19 protein-coding genes are annotated in these 17420 nt (G+C 70.4%); 5 read left to right on the top strand and 14 right to left on the bottom strand.

Annotation, left to right across the window (positions count from 1 at the left end; translation table 11 throughout):
• Positions 1-108: 108 nt before the first annotated feature.
• Together bldC and NDAS_RS21680 are read right to left on the bottom strand one after the other, a co-directional pair.
• Positions 109-312 (bottom strand): developmental transcriptional regulator BldC, encoded by a 204-nt coding sequence (gene bldC, locus NDAS_RS21685; RefSeq protein WP_013155387.1) that lies wholly within the window; start codon positions 310-312, stop codon positions 109-111.
• A gap of 704 nt (positions 313-1016) precedes the next feature.
• The gene (locus NDAS_RS21680) at positions 1017-1868 is read right to left on the bottom strand and encodes a hypothetical protein (RefSeq protein ID WP_036552281.1); all 852 of its coding nucleotides are present in this window, start codon (positions 1866-1868) and stop codon (positions 1017-1019) included.
• Positions 1869-2101: 233 nt separating this feature from the next.
• On the opposite strand from NDAS_RS21680, the gene NDAS_RS21675 reads away from it, so the two are divergent.
• A complete protein-coding gene (locus NDAS_RS21675; RefSeq protein ID WP_013155385.1) occupies positions 2102-2329 on the top strand; it encodes a DUF3073 domain-containing protein in 228 nt (75 codons plus the stop codon).
• 210 nt (positions 2330-2539) lie between these two features.
• Here the strand turns inward: NDAS_RS21675 and purM are convergent, their stop codons facing one another.
• The 3 genes from purM to NDAS_RS21660 form a co-directional block, all read right to left on the bottom strand.
• Positions 2540-3604 (bottom strand): phosphoribosylformylglycinamidine cyclo-ligase, encoded by a 1065-nt coding sequence (gene purM, locus NDAS_RS21670; protein ID WP_013155384.1) that lies wholly within the window; start codon positions 3602-3604, stop codon positions 2540-2542.
• Between the two features lie 102 nt (positions 3605-3706).
• Positions 3707-5203, bottom strand: coding sequence for an amidophosphoribosyltransferase (purF, locus tag NDAS_RS21665; RefSeq protein WP_026338063.1), 1497 nt, complete (start codon positions 5201-5203; stop codon positions 3707-3709).
• 9 nt (positions 5204-5212) lie between these two features.
• On the bottom strand, positions 5213-5689 hold the full coding sequence (locus tag NDAS_RS21660; RefSeq protein ID WP_013155382.1) for a sterol carrier family protein: 477 nt from the start codon (positions 5687-5689) through the stop codon (positions 5213-5215).
• Between the two features lie 424 nt (positions 5690-6113).
• Here NDAS_RS21660 and NDAS_RS21655 point away from each other — a divergent pair, with 424 nt between their 5' ends.
• On the top strand, positions 6114-6731 hold the full coding sequence (locus NDAS_RS21655) for a DUF47 domain-containing protein (protein ID WP_013155381.1): 618 nt from the start codon (positions 6114-6116) through the stop codon (positions 6729-6731).
• 190 nt (positions 6732-6921) lie between these two features.
• On the opposite strand, the gene NDAS_RS21650 is transcribed toward NDAS_RS21655, so the two are convergent.
• From NDAS_RS21650 to NDAS_RS21610, 9 genes are all read right to left on the bottom strand, one after another.
• Positions 6922-7248: a helix-turn-helix domain-containing protein gene (locus NDAS_RS21650; protein WP_013155380.1), complete on the bottom strand. Its 327-nt coding sequence runs from the start codon at positions 7246-7248 to the stop codon at positions 6922-6924.
• Positions 7248-7598 carry a type II toxin-antitoxin system RelE/ParE family toxin gene (locus NDAS_RS21645; protein ID WP_013155379.1) on the bottom strand — a complete coding sequence of 117 codons (351 nt, stop codon included), beginning with the start codon at positions 7596-7598 and terminating at the stop codon, positions 7248-7250. Before NDAS_RS21645 ends, NDAS_RS21650 begins: the two co-directional genes overlap by 1 nt.
• A gap of 118 nt (positions 7599-7716) precedes the next feature.
• Complete coding sequence (locus NDAS_RS21640) at positions 7717-8682, bottom strand: nucleoside hydrolase (RefSeq protein WP_013155378.1); 966 nt, start codon at positions 8680-8682, stop codon at positions 7717-7719.
• Positions 8683-9127: 445 nt separating this feature from the next.
• Positions 9128-9907 carry a phosphate ABC transporter ATP-binding protein PstB gene (gene pstB, locus NDAS_RS21635; RefSeq protein ID WP_013155377.1) on the bottom strand — a complete coding sequence of 260 codons (780 nt, stop codon included), beginning with the start codon at positions 9905-9907 and terminating at the stop codon, positions 9128-9130.
• Positions 9908-9963: 56 nt separating this feature from the next.
• Complete coding sequence (gene pstA / locus NDAS_RS21630; RefSeq protein ID WP_013155376.1) at positions 9964-11043, bottom strand: phosphate ABC transporter permease PstA; 1080 nt, start codon at positions 11041-11043, stop codon at positions 9964-9966.
• Positions 11043-12005, bottom strand: a complete 963-nt coding sequence (pstC, locus tag NDAS_RS21625) for a phosphate ABC transporter permease subunit PstC (protein WP_013155375.1) — start codon at positions 12003-12005, stop codon at positions 11043-11045. Before pstC ends, pstA begins: the two co-directional genes overlap by 1 nt.
• 328 nt (positions 12006-12333) lie before the next feature.
• Positions 12334-13326, bottom strand: a complete 993-nt coding sequence (mshD, locus tag NDAS_RS21620; RefSeq protein ID WP_013155374.1) for a mycothiol synthase — start codon at positions 13324-13326, stop codon at positions 12334-12336.
• A 143-nt stretch (positions 13327-13469) separates the two neighbouring features.
• Positions 13470-14534, bottom strand: a complete 1065-nt coding sequence (locus NDAS_RS27665) for a hypothetical protein (RefSeq protein WP_013155373.1) — start codon at positions 14532-14534, stop codon at positions 13470-13472.
• Between the two features lie 323 nt (positions 14535-14857).
• Positions 14858-15625: a winged helix-turn-helix transcriptional regulator gene (locus NDAS_RS21610; protein WP_013155372.1), complete on the bottom strand. Its 768-nt coding sequence runs from the start codon at positions 15623-15625 to the stop codon at positions 14858-14860.
• Between the two features lie 107 nt (positions 15626-15732).
• Here NDAS_RS21610 and NDAS_RS21605 point away from each other — a divergent pair, with 107 nt between their 5' ends.
• From NDAS_RS21605 to NDAS_RS21595, 3 genes are all read left to right on the top strand, one after another.
• Positions 15733-15990 carry a MoaD/ThiS family protein gene (locus NDAS_RS21605; RefSeq protein ID WP_013155371.1) on the top strand — a complete coding sequence of 86 codons (258 nt, stop codon included), beginning with the start codon at positions 15733-15735 and terminating at the stop codon, positions 15988-15990.
• A gap of 33 nt (positions 15991-16023) precedes the next feature.
• A complete protein-coding gene (locus tag NDAS_RS21600; RefSeq protein WP_013155370.1) occupies positions 16024-16290 on the top strand; it encodes a glutaredoxin family protein in 267 nt (88 codons plus the stop codon).
• Between the two features lie 414 nt (positions 16291-16704).
• Positions 16705-17400, top strand: a complete 696-nt coding sequence (locus tag NDAS_RS21595) for a redox-sensing transcriptional repressor Rex (protein WP_013155369.1) — start codon at positions 16705-16707, stop codon at positions 17398-17400.
• The last annotated feature ends 20 nt before the right edge of the window (positions 17401-17420 follow it).

Raw genomic sequence — 17420 nt, 5'->3', positions numbered from 1 at the left:
GGAAGGCGGGCCTCCTGTGGGAAGACCCGCCCTCGACCTTTGTCAGCCGCTGTCAGCGGCCGGAGCCCGTCCGACCGTTCCCCCCGGAATCGGCGCAGACAGGGGAGATCACTCCGTACGCTGGCTGGGGATTCCGGCCAGCAGGGCGCGGACTTCGGTCTCGCGGTAGCGGCGGTGTCCGCCCAAGGTGCGGATCGAGGTCAGCTTGCCCGCCTTCGCCCAGCGTGTCACGGTCTTGGGGTCCACACGGAACATGGTGGCAACCTCGGCGGGGGTCAACAGGGGCTCCGCCTCGGGCGTGCGAGTTGACATGTGTACGGCCTCTCCTCCTGGATCTGTGTGCCGATCCTTGAGCCTTAATCCTGGCACTTGGCCCGGATGTCCAATATTCCCTCTAGGTCTATATTGGCATCACCCGAGGTGATTGTACGACCACTCCAAGCAACTTTGCACGTGGGAGGCCAAAGAAAGCCGCCCGTGGCCGCGTCACGCTAAGTGATTCTAGCGACACGTTTAGTGGCATGTGGCGTATTCGGTCAAAACTTCGTTCTCCGGCCTCGTTTTTCTCGATGCGGAGTGCCCGAAGTGCTACGGCTGCCTGACCGAAACCCGGCTCCGTGGAGCGTGGCGGCGCCTTTGGCCCTCGGTGGGCGGTTCGCGTGCGGGGGAGAAGGCGGACCGGCGGGGGAGGGGCGCCGTGTGCTTCGGCTGACGGTCGGGTCGCGCGGATTCCCCGCGTGACAAGGGTTTCCTAATTACTGAGGGTGCGCTCTGTGATCGTTTGGCTACAGTCTACGCCGATCCCTATCGGGCGTTATGCCCAGTTTCACGACTCTTGATGTCGTGCGCGGACGACGTCCGGGCTCGCACCCTTGTCACGTGCGAAAAGATGGCGGAGGAAGAGCGAGAAACCTGGTGTACCAGGTTGGTAACCGGCGTGGCGCGCACCTGTCCGCCCTTTCGGATGACGACAGAAGGCGGTGGGTGTCCACGAAAACGTGGTGACACCGTAACCCTCAGTTGGCGTGCTCCAGTGCGCGTACCGACCTCCAGCGCCGCGTGAGCCTCTCGCGCAGCTCCACCACGCGCCGACCGTCCCCCGTCGCCAGGGCCTCGATCGCCCCGGCCACCTCCGCCACCGAGTGGTCCTCGCCGAGGTGGTCGTCGCTGAGGAGGTGCGGCAGCCCGCCGTAGTCCAGCTCCAGCAGCGAGTCGGGGTGCGCGGTCAGCGTCAGCCAGTCCGTCAGCTGCTCGGTGGCGGCCGACACCGCGTGCTCGCCGATGTGCTCGCGCAGCACCGCCGCCGTCTGCTCCAGCCGCCTCAGGGCCAGCGAGGTCCGTGTCAGGTACAGCAGGGTCCGGGTGGAGTTCGCCGACAGCACCAGGCACCGCTCCTGGGCCTCGAAGGGCACGAACCAGGGGATCGGCACGGTCCAGTTGCTCGACAGGATCCCCGGCCGCACCAGCGCGCCCGAGTCCCGCCACTCGCGGTACTCCTCCTCCGCCCGCTCCGCCTCGTCCACGGGCACGAACGCCGTGCTCACCCCCACCGGCATCGTGCTGGTGAACTCCGTGAAGGCCCGCCACGAGCGCAGCCGGGTCTGCCAGGGGCAGACGTACAGCCGCTCGTTCACCCGCCGCAGGTAGGCGTTGCGGCTCTCCTCCGCCGGCGCCACCACCGGGGGCGTGGCCACCAGGCGGCTCAGGCTCTCGGCGTGCTCCGCCGCCAGCGCGTTGATCCGCCGGGGCCGGTCGGGGGAGGCGGCGTACTCCTCCCAGTAACCGCGCTCGTACGGAGAGAAGGCGTTGATCGGCTGGTAGACGCGGAGATAGGCGGTGTAGGGCAGCACGAACGCATCGTGGCACATATCGTTGTCTGTGGCACTCACCACGGGTAGCCTGTGCGGCCGCCGTTACGTGCGCTCACCACATCCGTCACACCCGGGTGGCGTAGGCACGACGGGGGCCGACCAGGTACGGTTGTGTGTGTACGTAAGCTGGCGCCTGTCGTCAGTCGCGTTTGACGGCCGTCAGCCCGATAGTGCGGGTTTGTAAGTGATCTGGGGTTCGTCGGAACCCAATCGTTGAGGGGGTCGAGCCAATGGGGCGCGGCCGAGCCAAGGCCAAGCAGCAGAAGGTCGCCCGGAAGCTCAAGTACAGCTCCGGCGGGACCGACCTTGAGCGGCTGCGGTCGGAGCTGGGTGTCGCTGAGGACGAGGGGTCTCCCTCCGGGCCGTCGGGTCCGGATGATTCCTACGCGGATTCTCACGACGACCTGGTCGACCGCTACGCGGATCTTGCCGACAAGTACTCGGACTCGGACAAGTAGTACCCGGAGTACCCGGCAGCACCGGTATCCAGCAGGACCGGTACCCGGTAGGGCCGGTACCCGGCAGACCGAGACCTTCAGGTCGCTCGGACAACAACCGCTGACCTGTGGCGGTCACGGCTCCCGCACCCGGGAGCCGTAGCGGACAGGTGGATATAGCCGGTGCGAACCACTGCGGTGGTTCGCACCGGCTATGTTCGCGTCCGCTCCTCACGCGCCGCGGTACTCGCCGGTCAGGACGGCCCGTCCCGAACCGGCCGTCACCGTGCCCAGCCGCCAGGCCGGGACGCCGCGGTCGGACAGTACCCGCAGGGCGCGCTCGGCGTCGTCCGCCGCGACGATCGCCGCCATGCCCACACCCATGTTGAACGTGGCCTCCATGTCCTCCCGGCCCACGCCCCCCTTGTCGGCCAGGTAGCCGAACACGGGGGCGGGTGCCCAGGTGGAGCGGTCCAGCTCCGCGTCCAGGTGGTCGGGCAGTGAGCGCGCCAGGTTGGCCGCCAGCCCGCCGCCGGTGATGTGCGCGTAGGCGTGCACCTCCACTGCCGCGGTCAGCGCCACGCAGTCCTTGGCGTACACCCGGGTCGGGGTGAGCAGCACTTCGCCCAGCACCCCGTCCAGCTCAGGGACGTGCGCGAACAGGTCCAGGTCCGCCCGGTCCACGATGCTGCGGACGAGCGAGTAGCCGTTGGAGTGCGGGCCCGAGGAGCCCATCGCGATGACGGCGTCGCCCTCGCGGACCCGGTCCTGGCCCAGGATCGCGTCGCCCTCCACCACGCCGGTGCCCGCACCGGCCAGGTCGTACTCGTCCGGCTCCATGGCGCCCGGGTGCTCGGCGGTCTCACCGCCGACCAGCGCGCAGCCCGCCTGGTGGCAGCCCTCGGCGATGCCGCCGACGATCTCGGCGATGCGCTCGGGCACCACCGCGCCGCAGGCGACGTAGTCGGTCATGAACAGGGGCTCGGCGCCGCTGACCACGAGGTCGTCGACGACCATCGCCACCAGGTCGATGCCGATCGTGTCGTGCCGGTCCATCTGCTGGGCGAGCATCACCTTGGTGCCCACGCCGTCGGTGGAGGTCGCCAGGACCGGGTCCTTGTACTTGTTCGTGTCGAGCCGGAACAGGCCCGCGAAGCCGCTGGCGTCGGTCACCTGCTCGGGCCTGCGGGTGCGCGCCACGTGGCGCTTCATCAGGTCGACGGCGCGTTCGCCGGCGGCGATGTCCACCCCGGCGGCCGCGTACGCGCCCGACGTCCCCGTGCTTTCGGCTGCCACGCCAGTTCTCCTCGTGCTGTGTCGCTTGGTGGTGCGGTCCCCGCCTCCCCTCCCAGGGCACGGCGGAGCCGCCGCGCGGGCCCGTGCGGGCCCGGCGGCGGACTACTTGTCGCTGGTGGCCAGCGTCGATCCCTCGGGCGTGCCGCAGGACTTCTCCAGCAGGTACTTGCCCCGGGCGTCGTCGCGCACCTCGATCGGGTACACGCCGTCGAAACAGGCCCGGCACAGGTTGTCCTTGGGCACCTCCGACGCGGCGATGAGCTCGTCGAGGTCCACGTAGGCCAGGGAGTCGGCGTTGACCGAGGCGGCGATCTCGTCCACGGACATGTTCGCCGCGATGAGCTCGGCGCGCGTGGCGAAGTCGATGCCGTAGTAGCAGGGCCACAGCACGGGCGGGCTGGAGATGCGCACGTGCACCTCGGCGGCGCCCGCGTCGCGCAGCATCCGCACCAGGGCCCGCTGGGTGTTGCCGCGCACGATGGAGTCGTCCACGACCACCAGGCGGCGGCCCTCGATGACGTCGCGCAGCGGGTTGAGCTTGAGCCGGATGCCCAGCTGGCGCAGGGTCTGGCTGGGCTGGATGAAGGTGCGCCCCACGTAGGAGTTCTTCACCAGGCCCTGGGCGAAGGGGATGCCGCTGGCCTCGGCGTAGCCGACCGCGGCGGGCGTGCCGGACTCGGGCACCGGGATGACCAGGTCGGCCTCCACCGGGTGCTCCTTGGCCAGGCGGCGGCCCACCTCCACACGGGTGGAGTTGACGTTGCGGCCCGCGATGGTGGTGTCGGGACGGGCCAGGTAGACGTACTCGAACAGGCAGCCCTTGCGGCGGGCGGGCGCGAAGCGCCGCGAACGGACCCCGCGCTCGTCGATGGTGAGGAGCTCGCCCGGTTCGATCTCGCGCACGACCTTGGCGCCCACGATGTCCAGGGCGGCGGTCTCGCTGGCGACCACCCAGCCGCCCGCGCCGGAGGTCTCGCCCAGGCGGCCCAGCACGAACGGGCGGATGCCCTGGGGATCGCGCGCCGCGTACAGGGTGCCCTCGTCCATGAACACCAGGGAGAAGGCTCCCCTGACCTGCGGGAGCAGTTCGAGGGCGGCGTCCTCCACGGAACTGCCGCTCCTGGCCCGCTCGGCCAGCAGGTTGGTGAGGACCTCGGTGTCGGTGGTGGCCCCCCGGCGCGTGTCGGGCAGCATCGCCGCCAGTTCCGGGGTGTTGATCAGGTTGCCGTTGTGGCCGAGCGCCAGACCCCCCTCGCGCGCCGTGTAGAAGGTCGGCTGCGCGTTCTCCCACACCGGCGACCCGGTGGTGGAGTAGCGGCAGTGGCCGATCGCGAGGTGGCCGCGCAGGGAGTCCAGGGTCGCCTCGTTGAAGACCTGGGAGACGAGTCCCATGTCCTTGTAGACGACGATCCGTTCCCCGTCGCTCAACGCTATGCCCGCGGACTCCTGACCGCGGTGTTGCAGAGCGTAGAGGCCGAAGTAGGTGAGCTTGCTGACTTCTTCGCCGGGCGCCCAGACCCCGAAGACACCGCAGGCGTCCTGCGGGCCGCGTTCGAGCGGATCGAGATCCATGGTGAGCCGGCCGTCGGAGTACGACACACCCACAGCTTAGTGCCTGGCCGTCGGCCGGGCACCACCCGGGGGAGGTACCGGCCACAGGGGCAGGTGTCCGGACAGGTCGGAGCGCACGCCGCTGGCCCGCACCAGGTGCTCCGACACCGCCTGTTCCCAGGGGGTGCGGCCGGTGGCCACGCGCAGCCAGGTGAGAGGGTCGGTCTCGACGACGCCCGGCGGTGTGCCGCGGGTGTGGCGGGGCCCCTCGACGGCCTGCACGGCGCCGTACGGCGGTACGCGCACCTCCAGGCTGTGACCGGGAGCACGGTCCGCGAGCACCGCCAGGGTGCCCCGCACCGCGGCCTTGAGGGCCGCGCGCACGGGCTCCCCGGCGCGCAGCACGGCCTCGGCGCAGGCGGCCACTGCGGCCTCGTCGTTCCCCTCGAAGGGGGCCTCTCCCAGTTCGGAGAGCTGTTCGTCCAGGGACGCGCGGAGGCGCCGCACGGCGCTCGCGCTCAGGGCGGAAGGCATGGAGGTGAGCCTACGGGCCCGAACCGCGGCGTGGCCGGGTGATCGGCCCGTTGAACGGAGGGGGTACTTGTTATTGCGGCCAAATAGACCGAAGGTGGACATCGAAGAACCCCGGTGGAACTGTCCACCGGTCTCCGCTCGATTGGGTGATTCCTGTCTCAGCGCGACGCTGGCCAGCGGGAGCGGGACACGGTAGCGTCCCGAACCGTCCCGGTGTTGTCGAGATTGGGAGGATTGCGATGGACCCCGCACCCCCAGGGTGTTCCACGCGGCGGCACCACCAGATGAATAAGCGGTGACTAAGCCCGTGCCAGCCCAACCCCTCGGCGCCGGACCGGCGCCGCCCAGCCCGGCCGCGCCGGACCAACTGGCCGACGCGCTTAACATCCACCAAGGAATACCACCGCACCATCGGGAGAACGACGTGCGCCTGCGCTTGCGCCCGCGTGATGACAGTTACTACGAGATGTTCACCGACTCGGCGAACAACCTGGTCATCGCGGCTCGCCTGCTGGTGGAGCTGATGAGTGACGGAGCCGACCGCGAGGCCATCACCGAGAAGATGCGCGCCTGCGAGCACGCGGGTGACGACGCCACCCACGCGATCATGCGACGCCTCAACAAGAGCTCGGGGACACCCATCCACCGGGAGGACATCTACCGTCTGGCCTCGAACCTGGACGACGTGATGGATTCCATGGAGGCCGCCGTCGACCTCATCGGCCTGTACGGCCTGGAGCGCCTCCCCAAGGGGATCATCGACCAGATCGAGGTGCTGGAGCGCGCCGCCGAGCTGACCGCCGAGGCGATGCCCCGCCTGCGCACGCTGGAGGACCTGACCCGGTACTGGATCGAGATCAACCAGCTGGAGAACCAGGCCGACCGCATCTACCGCAAGCTCCTGGCCCGCCTCTTCAGCGGGGAGTACGACGCCCTGACGGTCCTCAAGCTCAAGGACGTCATCGAGGAGCTGGAGACCGCCGCGGACGCGTTCGAGCACGTCGCGAACACGGTGGAGACCATCGTCGTCAAGAACGGCTGAGGCTCCCCGGACCGCCCCGTGGGGGCCGGAGGCGGGCGGGCGTGCCCCCTCGCACGCCGAAGCCCCCGGGGGCCGCTGGAGCGTCCCGTCGCCCTGCCGCGCACACCCCTCGTCCCGGCCGGGGCCGAGGGGACGGGTTCACAGGCCGGTGACGGTCCGGTTCGGGACGGTGCCCGGTGGTGTGAACGATCTACGCGGCGCTGGAGTCGGGTTCCTGTTCCGTAGGGGTTTCCATCCGTACCCGCAGAACCAGCCCCAGGGCTTCGGCGATGCGCTCCAGTGTGGGCAGTGTCGGCTCCGTGCCACCGTGCTCGAAACGGGCGATGCTGGACTGGGGCATGCCCGCCCGGCGCCCGAGTTCGGCTTGGGACCAGCCGAGCTGCTCCCGCCGCAGCCGGACGGTCTCAGCCAGTTCGAAACGCAGCCGGGTGAGTTCGTAGGCCTCTCGGACTCCGGGCCGGTCGAAGCGCTCGGACGACTTCAGTTCGGACAGGGTCCTTCTCGGTGAGGTACTCATCATTCCTCCTCGCCGTCGACGGTGTGACCGGCGCGCAGACACTCGTTCATGGCCCTCGTCGCCCGCCTGACCTCGGCTGACTCGCGCGCCCGGGTCTTGCGGAACACGGTCAGCATGATGATGCGTCGCTCGCCCGCGATGTAGTAGGTGACGCGCACCCGCTGCCCACCGCAGTAGAAGCGCAGTTCCCGCAGTTTGCCGTCCAGTTGGCTCGTGTAGGGGAACCCCAAGCCGACTCCGCGGGACTCAAGGAGGTCCAGGTGGAACATGGCCTGCGCCCATTCCTCGTCAGACAGCGCCTCCAGCCATAGCTCGACTTCCGGCTCCAGTTCGATGCTACCCCAGCTCATAGCATCGATGCTATGAGCGTGGCGGTGCGGTGTTCCGCGTTCGTGCGGATGTTATGGATCCGTGGCACATGGCATGGAGAAGGTGTCCGTCAGGTGCCGGGCAGCCGGAGGTCGGAAGCTACAGGCCGGTGACGGTCCGGTTCGGAACGGTGCGTCGGGACAGCAGCCCGGCGAGGTGGTCGAAGAACCCGTCGGCGTCGATCTCCTCGATCACCGTCGCGTTCGCCTCCAGCCCGTGCACGCCCCAGGACATGGCCGAGTAGCCGCGGGTCAGTTCCCCGGCGGTCTCCACGTCCACGTGGTAGCGCGCGGAGCGGCGCACCAGCTCCGGGTGGAGCAGCACCGCGGCGGTCAGGGAGTCGGGGTGGGTGGTGCCGTCGATGCCCACGCTGCGGTCGAACTCCAGCGTCGCCGCGCACACGCGCCCGAAGAAGTCCGACAGCGGCGTGCCGAGGGCGGCGAGGGCGTCCAGCCGCTCCTGGCCGAACACCGCCTGGCGCAGCGTCAGAGGGTCCCAGGGGACCACGGTGATCTCGAAGCCCGCCGCGAACACGGCCTTGGCCGACTCCGGGTCCACGTAGAAGTTGAACTCCGCGGCGGCGGTGATGTTGCCGCGGCCGTTGTTGGACCCGCCCATGACGTAGAGGGCGCCGACGTTGCGGGCGAAGTCGGGGTCCTTGGCGGCCGCCATCGCGATGTTGGTCAGCGGCCCGATCGCCACGATCGACAGCTCGCCGGGGTTCTCCGCGGCCAGCCGGACCAGGGCGTCCGCCGCGTGCTCGCGCTCGGTCTCCAGCCCGGAGACGTCCATGGACAGGCCCCCCGACCCGTCGCCGTGCACGTTCTCCGCGCTCACCCACGGGCGCACGAGCGGACGGCGGCAGCCCAGGTACACCGGCACCTCGCCCAGGCGACCGGCCACGCTGAGGGTCAGGAAGGCGTTGCGCACCTGCTGGTCGAAGCCGACGTTCCCCGCGACCATGGTGATGGCGCGCAGGTCCGCCTCAGGGTCCAGCAGCCCGATGAGGAGGGCCACGCAGTCGTCCTGCGCGGTGTCGGTGTCGATCACCAGCGGTGTGGTCACGCCTGTCCTCGTGTTCTCTCGTCCGCGGGGGCCTCCCGCGGTCACTCGCCCACCGGTCATCCCAGGGGTACTAGCAGCGGTCTAACCGAAGCGACCACCCCATCACCGGTCGTCCCTGGTGGGGAGGGGTGGATGGAGCGGCTTAGCCGAAGCGACCACCCGATCACCGGTCGCCCCTGGTCAGAGGGGTATCAGCAGCGGTTTAGCCGAAGCGACCACCCGATCACCGGTCGTCCCTGGTCGGGAAGGGTCCGGGTGACGGTTTAGCCGAAGCGACCACCCGATCACCGGTCGTCCCTGGTCGGGAAGGGTCCGGGTGACGGTTTAGCCGAAGCGACCACCCGATCACCGGTCGTCCCTGGTCGGGAAGGGTCCGGGTGACGGATCAGCCGAAGCGACCACCCGATCACCGGTCGTCCCTGGTCAGAGGGGTATCAGCAGCGGTTTAGCCGAACCGACCGGTGATATAGTTCTCGGTCTCCTTCTTCTCCGGCCGGGTGAACATCTGGTTCGTCTCGCCCATCTCGATGAGCTTGCCCGGCTTGCCCGGAGCCGACAGGTTGAAGAACGCCGTCCGGTCGGACACACGCGCGGCCTGCTGCATGTTGTGCGTCACGATGACGATCGTGTAGTTCTCCTTGAGCTGGTGGATGAGGTCCTCGATCGCCAGGGTCGAGATCGGGTCCAGCGCCGAGCACGGCTCGTCCATCAGCAGCACCGACGGCTTGACCGCGGTGGCGCGGGCGATGCACAGCCGCTGCTGCTGCCCGCCGGAGAGGCCCGAACCGGGCTTGTTCAGCCGGTCCTTGACCTCCTCCCACAGGTTCGCGCCGCGCAGCGAACCCTCCACCAGCTCGTCCGCCTCGGACTTGCTCATCCGCCGGTTGTTGAGGCGGGCACCGGCGATGACGTTGTCGTAGATCGACATCGTCGGGAACGGGTTGGCCTTCTGGAAGACCATCCCGACCTCGCTGCGCACCATGACCGGGTCCACGTCGGGCCCGTAGATGTCCAGGTCGTCCAGGAGCACCTTGCCCTGGACGCGGGCTCCCGGGGTCACCTCGTGCATCCGGTTGAGGGTCCGCAGGAAGGTGGACTTGCCGCAGCCCGACGATCCGATGAACGCCGTCACCGACCGCGGCTCGATGGTCATCGACACGTCCTCCACGGCCTTGAAGTCGCCGTAGTAGACGTGGAGACCGGAGACGTCGATACGTTTCGCCACTGGAAGTTCCTCGTGAATCTGCTCCGCGCGCGGGGCGTGGGCGGTGTGTGTAGGGGTCAACGGGCCTTCGGCGCGAACAGGCGGCCGATCATGCGGGCCAGGAAGAACAGCAGCATCACCACCAGGATCAGGGTCAGCGCCGCCGCCCAGGCCCTCTCGTAGTTGACGGCGCCGCCCATGCGGACCTGCGAGTAGATGAACACCGGGAGGTTCATCATCTGCCCGTCGAACAGGTTCCAGTTGATCGACACCGCGGACGACCCCGTGGTGAGGATCAGGGGAGCCGTCTCTCCGATAACGCGGGCGATGGCGAGCATGATTCCTGTGGTCAGGCCGGCCGCGGAGGTGGGCAGCACCACCTTGGTGATCGTCCGCCACTTGGGCACCCCCAGGGCGTAGGAGGCCTCACGCAGGTCCTGCGGCACCAGCCGCAGCATCTCCTCGCTGGAGCGCACCACGACCGGGATCATCAGCACCGCCAGCGCGATCGCGCCCGCCGCGCCGTTGGTCCGGCCCGGGCCGAACAGGATCATCCACAGCGCCACCACGAACAGTCCGGCGACGATCGACGGGATGCCCGTCATGACGTCGACGAAGAACACGATGATCCGCTTCATGCGGCCCTCGGCGTACTCCACGAGGTACACGGCGGTCATCACGCCGATGGGCACCGAGATGAGCGTGGCCATGCCGGTGATCGCCAGGGTGCCCACGATCGCGTGGTACACGCCTCCCGCGTCCATGCTCGGCAGGACGCCGTTCATGGACACCGTGAGGAAGTAGGCGTCGAACCGGACGATGCCGTTGCTCAGCACCGTCCACAGCACCGACACCAGCGGCAGCATCGCCAGCAGGAAGCACAGGTAGACCAGCGAGGTGACCAGCCGGTCCTTGGCCTTGCGGCCGCCCTCGACGCGGGCGGAGGCCGTCACGACGATCACCACGTACGCGGCGGCGGTGAGCAGGCCCCACAGCAGGAACCCGAAGGACGAGAAGGCCAGCAGGACCCCGGCCACCACGGCGGCGGAGGAGGCCAGCAGGGCGGCGGGGAAGTGCTGTGGCAGGGAGCCGCGGCGCAGGTCGGTCGCGGTGGAGCCCGCTTCGGGGCCGGGAGGCTGCGTGGTCGTCGTGTCCATCAAGACTCCTTGCTCCCCCGGGTCACGACGTAGCGCGCGCCCATGTTGACGACGAGGGTGATCGCGAACAGGACCAGCCCGGCGGCGATCAGCGCGGAGACGCCGTACCCGGTGGCCTCGGGGTACTGGAGGGCGATGTGCGCGGCGATGGTCTGGTTGCCGCTCTGCAACAGGTTCCAGGAGACGATGAGGGAGGGGGACAGGATCATCGCGACGGCCATGGTCTCGCCCAGGGCGCGGCCCAGGCCGAGCATGGCGCCGCCCACCACGCCGGATCTGCCGAAGGGCAGCACGGCCAGGCGGATCATCTCCCAGCGGGTGGCGCCCATGGCCAGGGCGGCCTCGCGGTGCCCCTGCGGGGTCTGGTGGAACACGTCGCGCGCCATAGCGGTGATGATCGGCAGGATCATGACGGCCAGCACCACGCCCGCGGTGAGGATGGTGCGGGCCGAGGTGGAGGCGGGGCCCTGGAACAGCGGGATCCAGCCCAGGTAGCGCGTCAGCGCCTGGTAGACGGGGACCAGTTCCGGCGCGAGGAAGCCGATGCCCCACAGGCCGTAGACGACGCTGGGGATGGCGGCCAGCAGGTCCACCAGGTAGCCGAGTACCGAGGCGAGCCTGCGCGGCGCGTAGAAGACGATGAACAGCGCGATCCCGATCGCCACCGGGGTGGCCAGCAGCAGCGCGATGGCCGCGGCCAGGACGGTGCCGAACGCCAGGGCGGCGACACCGAACGCGGGTTCCTCGCGGACGTTGGGGTCCCACTCCGTGCTGGTGAGGAAGTTCACCGTGTTCGCGGTCAGGGACGGCCAGGCCTGCACGAGCAGGAAGGCGGCGACACCGGCGAGGATCAGCAGGATCAGGATGCCCGAGCCTCGGGCGAGCCCGGCGAAGGCGACGTCGCCGATCCGGCGCTTGCCCGTGGGCGGCGGTGCCGCCTCGGGGGCGTCCGTGGTCGTCATGGGTTGGCTCCGGTTCGGAAGGTTTCGGGGCGGGTCGCCCGGATGGTGCGGTGCGTTCCGTGCACCTTCTGCGTGCCTGGTGTGTTCCCTGCGACGCGTGGTTCTCCCGCCGGTCGGGGGATGTCTCCCCGCCGAGGTCCCCTCCGCGTCCCGTACTGGGGCGATCGCCGGTCACCGCGCCACGGTCCGTGGTGGAGGGTGGCCGTGCTGCGCCGAATGTGAAGGTAGGTGCAACAGGTGACCAGTTGTCCCAAACAAGATGAACGGAAGATGAACGAGGTGTCGCACTCCCGTGGCGGCCCGGGGATTGCCCGGTGAATGTGACAGGTCACACGTTCGGGCGGGGGGCGTCGTCCCTCGGCGGCGCGTACATCACGTCGGTGTCCCACATGGCGAATCCGAGCGACTCGTACAGCCGCACCGCCGCCTCGTTGTCGCCGTCCACGTACAGGTGGACCCACGGCAGACCGGCGTCGCGCAGGTGCCGCAGACCCGCCAGGGTCAGGGCCCGGCCGAGTCCGCTGCCCTGCCACTCGGGGTCCACGCCCACCACGTAGACCTCGCCCACCGGCTCGCCGTCGGTGAGCCCGGCGCCGTCGGCGTGGGTCTTGGTCCAGTGGAACGCGGCCACCCCGCCGTCCTTGGCGGTGGCCAGGAAGAAGCCGTCCGGGTCGAACCAGTCCTCCACCTCGCGCTGGAGCAGGTCGTCCAGGGTGAGCTGGCCCTGCTCGGGGTGGTCGGCGAACGCCCGCGCGTTGGCGGCCAGCCACGCCTGCTCGTCCTGGCCCACGACGAAGGGGCGCAGCCGGACCCGTTCGGCCACCTCGGGCCGAAGCTCGGGCTCGGGCAGCTCGGGCGCCTCCCAGGGGCCGCCCGGCTCGTCCCCGGCGATGTCGCGCAGCGGCATCCGCATCTTGTGGAGTTCGCGGACGGCGGTCCAGCCGTCCTCCCGCGCCACCGACACCGCCTGCGGGGTGCGCCCGTGCGCCCACACGCGGACCCCGTCCGGCCCGGCGTCCCGGTCCACCGAGTGCAGCAGGGCGGTTCCGTGCCCGCGGCCGCGGTGGTCGGGGTGGACGACGACCTCTCCGGAGTCGGGCTCGCCCGCGACGCGCTCCACGAAGGCGAAGCCGACCGCGCGCCCGTCCTCCAGGGCCAGGTGGAAGCGGCTGCTCCCCGAGGGGGCGCCGTGTCTGACGCGGAGCAGGGTGTGCTCCGACAGCGGTGCGACGCCGTCGGCCGCGCGCGCGGCCTCGGCGAGCGTCAGCACCTGTTCGGCCAGGGTCCGGTCCAGGTCATCGGTGACTAGCGGGGTGTCCATGGACCGAAAGCCTACGACGGGGCGACGGCAAGACTTCTGTCAGCCACGGCAGGTGAGATGTTTGTCCTGGTAGCTGCCCTGATCCACGTGTCGCCGGTGCCGTCCCCGGTGGCGGGGCCGCTGGGGAACGGCTCCGGGACGTCCTACTTCCTGCGGCGCCTGCCCTGGTAGCCGCCGCCGACGCGGACGCGCCGCACCGGTGCGAGCGGGGCCGCGAGCAGCAGAGCGAGGAGGAACGCGGCGAGCAGCACCGCCGGGGCCATGTTCGGCCCCAGGTCGCTGTGGTCGGCGGCCACCTCGGTCCCGTCGAGGTCGTCGTCCTGCGCGCCGGGGGTCACCGTGGGCAGCTCGGCGAGGTTCTCCGCGCCGGGCACGACCCCGGGCAGGGCCGCCTCGTCGCTGGGCAGGTCCGGGAAGCTGTCGCGGGTGGTGGGCACGTCGCTGGTGGGCACGTCGTCCACACGGCCGGAGGAGCGGGGCGCGCCATCGGAGCCGCCGGACCCGCCGCCGCCCGAACCGCCCGAACCGCCCGAACCGCCGCCGGAGTTCCCCCCGCGGTCGTCGTCACGGGTGGGGTCGGGGCGGGGCGTGTCGGAGGGGCTCGTGGTGTCGTCCGGCTCCTCGGTCTCGGTGGGCTCGTCCGTGGGTTCCCCGGTCTGCTCCGGGGGAGTGGTGGGCTCGGGCCTGGCGATCGAGACCGTCCACGTGCCGGTGGCGACGGTGTGCGTGCTCGCGGGCTCCAGGGCCGCGCACGCGACGCCCTCCTGCGCGAGCGCGTAGGTGAGGGTGGCCGTGACCTCGGCCCGCTCGCGGGTCGCGCCGGTGACCTCTCCGGCGGACGCCTCCTGACCGGGGGCGACCTCCTGGGGCGTGAACCCCCTGACGCCGAACCCGCCGGTGTCCACGCTCATCGCCAGCAGGCAGACGCTGGCGTCGCCGGTGTTGGTCGCGGTGAGGGGGTTGACCGCGGAGTCGCCCAACTTCACCTCGTCGGAGTCCCGCTCGAAGGAGACGACAGCAGACGGGTCCGGCTCCGGGGAGGACGGCGGTGTGGAGGGCGCCGGGGAGGCGGACGCGGAGGGGCTCGGCTCGGCGTGGGCCGGGGACATGGCGGCGACCAGGCTGGAACCGACGAAGACGGCCCCCAGGGCGATGGCCGTGCGACGGCGTCCGGGGGTGAGCGGGGGTCTCGCGGCGTTCGTGGGCATCGGGGCGTTCTCCTCCTCGCGGATGGCGCGCCAAGGCAGCTTCTGCGCACCCGCTCGCGGGGAGTTTCGCCGCGCCTGACGTCCCGGCGTGGGGGTGCCCACACGATCTTAGGACCTGGGGCCGTCGAACACGAGTGTTCGGACGCCCGTTCTCACACCGTTCGCCCGCGGGACGGTCGGCCCCTGGAACGCGGTGGGTGGGGCCCGCGGCGGTGGACGCGGAAGCGCCGGGTCCCCGGGTGTCCGGAAACGACTCCGGGGCGCCCGCGCGGGCGCCCCGGGGTGGTCCTCGGGCGGAGGGAGGCGGCTCCCCGCGTGCCGCCCTAGGTCGCGCTGGGCTCGGCGGAGCGCGCGGCGGGCGGCGCGTCGACCCCCTCCGGCACGGCCGAGGGCGCCTTGGCGACCGGGTCGGGCACGAAGCGGTAGCCCACGTTGCGCACCGTGCCGATCAGCGACTCGTACTCCGAGCCCAGCTTGGCGCGCAGGCGCCGCACGTGGACGTCGATGGTGCGGGTGCCGCCGAAGTAGTCGTAGCCCCACACCTCCTGGAGCAGCTGCGCCCGGGTGAACACCCGGCCGGGGTGCTGCGCCAGGAACTTGAGCAGTTCGAACTCCTTGAAGGTGAGGTCGAGGATGCGGCCGCGCAGCCGCGCGATGTAGGTGGCCTCGTCGATGACGAGATCGCCCCTGCGGATCTCGTCGGGGTCGTCCGTCCCGGCCTCGGCCGACCCCACGGCCAGCCGCAGGCGCGCCTCGACCTCCGCGGGACCGGCGGTGGACAGGATGAAGTCGTTCACCTGCCAGTCGGGGGTCAGCGCCGCGACGCCGCCCTCGGTCAGGATCACCATCAGCGGGCAGTCCAGGCCCGTGGTGTCGAGCAGGCGGCAGAAGTTGCGGGCCGCGGCGAGGTCGGTCCGCGCGTCCACCAGGATGGCGTCGACCGGCGCGCCGGAGCCGCCGCCCGCGTTCGACGCCAGTAGGGCCCCCGCCTCCGCCGGCGCCACCCGCACCGAGTGCAGAAGGAGACCGAGGGCGGGCAGTACGTGGTCGGACGGTTCGTTCGAGTTCGTCAACAGCAGCAGATGGCTCATGCGTCTCTTCTCGTCACCCCGCTCTGTGCGGGCGATCGAAGGCGCCATTGCCCCCGGTGAAGATGTCCAATTCGTCGCCTCCGAGCAACACCAAGGATAATCAACGGATGGCGAAGTGCACTATCAGGTACTGGGCGGCGGCCAAGGAGGCCGCCGGAACCGCCGAGGAAACGGTCGGGGCCGCCACGCTCGCGGAGGCTCTGGAGGCGGCGTGTCGGCTGCACCCGGACGACCGCTTCCAGCGCGTACTCGGATCCTCCTCGCTGCTGGTCGACGAGCGGCCGGTCGGGCGCAGAGCGCACGGTGACGTGCCGGTCGCGGACGGCACTGTGATCGAGGTCCTACCGCCCTTCGCGGGAGGCTGAGGGGCCGTACGGCTCCGGAAACAGGAGGGGAACATGGCGGAAACACCCCAGTGGGCGGGCCAGGCGCGCGTGGTGATGCTCGGCAAGCCGGGATGCCACCTGTGCGAGGACGCCTGGGGGGTCATCGAGCGGGTCACGGACGAACTCGGCGCCAGCCGGGCGGTGCGCCAGCTCGACGAGGTCGGCGCGGACGAGCGCGAGGAGTACTGGGACAAGATCCCGGTGACGTTCGTGGACGGGCGGCGCCACGACTTCTGGAGGGTGGGCGAGGACCGCCTGCGCTCCGCCCTGGGCGGCTGAAGGGGTTTTCGTCGGTTCTCCGGGGGATGTGCGGTCAGCGGCCCGGGCGATGGGCGAAAACGTTTCCGGCCGCTCTCACGGGACGGCTCCTCCGGAGAGCTGAGTAAGCCCGAAAACTACGACTGTGCCCACAAATATGCACATATGACGGTCTTTGGTTGTCCCGAATTGCCGGCGTACGCACCGGAGGTTTCCACGGGGGCGCCAAGGCCCTTGCCGGTGGGAACTTATGAGCCCGCCGTCACAGCGGGCCCCACTTTGTGCGTGCTTTCACAAGCGCGTAATCTAGGTACTCCAAGACACGCCCGAGGGGCGCGGCGGCAGCAGCCCGTCCGCTCCCCGCGCCGGTCCCGGCGGCCCGCCTCCCGCCCGGACCGCCTCCCGCGCCCGCCCGCCGACCAGGAGCGCCCGCCTGTGACCAGTCGTCCACCACGGCCCCGGGAGAGGGGCATCCCGGAGGCCACCGTGGCCCGGCTCCCCGTCTACCTGCGGGCCCTCCAGACCCTCCAGGACCGCGGCACCCTCACCGTCTCCTCCGAGGACCTCGCCTCCGCCGCCGGTGTGAACTCCGCCAAGCTGCGCAAGGATCTGTCCCACCTCGGGTCCTACGGGACGCGTGGCGTGGGTTACGAGGTGGAGTACCTCGTCTACCAGATCTCGCGTGAGCTTGGTCTCACCCAGGACTGGGCCGTGGCCATCGCCGGGATAGGCAACCTGGGCCGCGCACTGGCCAACTACGGGGGGTTCGGGACCCGCGGGTTCCGTATCGCGGCGCTGCTCGACGCGGACCCGGCGATGGTGGGGCAGAGTGTCGCCTCCCTGGACGTGAGGCATATTGACAACCTGGAGGAGGTTGTCCGTTCAGAGCGGGTTTCCATCGGTGTCATCACGACACCGGCGGTCTCCGCGCAGGGCGTGGCGACGCGCTTCGTCGAGGCGGGGGTGGCCAGCATCCTCAACTTCGCGCCGGTCGTACTCAATGTGCCGGACGGAGTCGATGTGCGTAAGGTCGACTTGTCCATCGAACTCCAGATCCTCGCCTTCCACGCGCAGCGCAGGGCCGATGGCGACGGCCGCGGCGCGGAACGCGCGGGACTGGAGCTGACGTGACCTGAGGGATGGACGATCCG

The sequence above is a fragment of the Nocardiopsis dassonvillei subsp. dassonvillei DSM 43111 genome (genome assembly GCF_000092985.1).
Classification (GTDB): domain Bacteria; phylum Actinomycetota; class Actinomycetes; order Streptosporangiales; family Streptosporangiaceae; genus Nocardiopsis; species Nocardiopsis dassonvillei.
Note: the sequence above shows the minus strand (reverse complement) of the source record. Positions and strands in the feature narration are given on the sequence as shown.